This is a genomic window from Flavisolibacter ginsengiterrae DSM 18136 (genome assembly GCF_059568575.1).
Map to the genome: position 1 here is coordinate 1 of NZ_JCANTR010000058.1, position 1,778 is coordinate 1,778.

General features: G+C 49.9%; 1 protein-coding gene. It reads left to right on the forward strand.

Going from position 1 to position 1,778, the window contains the following annotated elements:
* Positions 1–1,778: FG-GAP-like repeat-containing protein (locus BP74_RS21600; RefSeq protein WP_496377638.1), on the forward strand; the 1,778-nt coding region annotated here is incomplete at both ends.

Sequence of the window (1,778 nt, forward strand, 5' to 3'; positions counted from 1 at the left end):
CCTATGCTGATTTGGATGGTGATGGTGATTTGGATTTGGTGATCAACAATGAGAATGGGCCTGCGTTTGTGTACCGTAATAATTCCAGGGAGTTGAATGGTAATGCTTATATAGGGGTTGAGTTAAGGGGCAGTGGCGGTAACCGTTATGCCATTGGCAGCAAGGTGAAGGTATACAAGGGTGGCCAGGTATATTACCGGGAGGTGGTTCCTTCGCGTGGTTTCCAGTCTTCGGTTGATTACAGGCAGATCATAGGATTGGGCAGGGACAGTATTGTGGACTCGATGATCGTTGTATGGCCTGACAGGAGTTATAGCAAATATGTACATCCTTTAGTGAACAGGGTGCACAAACTTGAGCAACCCAAAGCAGGTACAGCGCCTTTGTATGCAGAGCAGGGTTGGGATCAGAAGACAGTTACGCTTGTGGATACGGTGGCCACTGTAATGGAGGCGCACCGGGAGGATGATTATATTGATTTTTATGCCGAGCGCAATTTGCCCGAGATGCTGTCAAGGGAAGGGCCTCATATGGCAAAGGGGGATGTGAATGGTGATGGGTTGGAGGATGTGTACATCTGCGGGGCGCGGGGGCAGGCGGGCCAGTTGTACCTGCAGGGCGGCAAGGGAGGCTTTGTAAGAAAAGCTGAAGGGGTGTTTGAGCAGTATAAGGACTACGAGGATGTGGCGGTTACTTTCTTTGATGCGGACCAGGATGGTGACAATGATCTTTTTATAGGTTCGGGCGGCAACAATGTAACGCCGCACAGCCGTGGGCTGGAGCACCGGTTGTACAAAAATGATGGCAGGGGGAACTTTAGTGTGGACACTACAGCTTTTCCTGCAAACAATATGAATATTTCGGTAGTGGTGGCCAGTGACTATGACTCAGATGGTGATATGGACCTGTTTGTTGGTTCAAGGAGTGTGCCTTACGCCTATGGTGTCACACCGCGCAGCTACCTGTATCAAAATGATGGGAAGGGCCATTTTAGTGATGTGACCCCAGTTGTAGCACCTTCTTTGTCACAGGTGGGCATGGTAACGGGTGCGGTATGGACGGATGTGGATGGTGATGGAAAAAAAGAACTGGTAGTGACAGGGGAGTGGATGAGTACCAGGATATGGAAGTGGAATGGAAAGATGTTCAATGAGCTGGCACATACGGGGCTGGAAAAGCTGTTTGGCTGGTGGCAAACGGTGAGTTCAGCAGATGTGAATGGTGATGGCAGGCAGGATCTTATCATAGGGAATATAGGGGAGAACTTTTATTTGCGTCCCGCAGGCAATGCGCCTGTAAAGCTATGGGTGAATGATTTTGACCAGAATGGTACAGTGGACCAGTTTTTAACCCGCACGGTGGAGGGCAGGGATGTGCCGGTGTTCTTAAAGCGTGAGATCACCGAGCAGTTTCCGGGGCTAAAAAAGGGCAATTTGAAGCACAGTGATTATGCCAAAAAGTCCATACAGGATCTGTTTGCAAAGCCGGTGCTGGAGCAGGCCACGCAACGTTTGTTCAATTACCCCTCATCCATAGTGGCCATCAATGAGGGAGGAGGTGTCTTTACAGTAAAGACGCTGCCTGTGATGGTGCAACTCTCCAGTGTCAATGCGATGCTGGCTACAGATGTCAATGGTGATGGTAAGATGGACCTGGTAGCTGGTGGCAACCTGTTTACCTTTCCCCCGCAGTTTGGAAGGCTGGATGCCAGCTATGGACATATTTTACTGGGCAATGGCAAGGGTGATTTTCAGTGGGTGGAACAAAGAAGTTCTGGC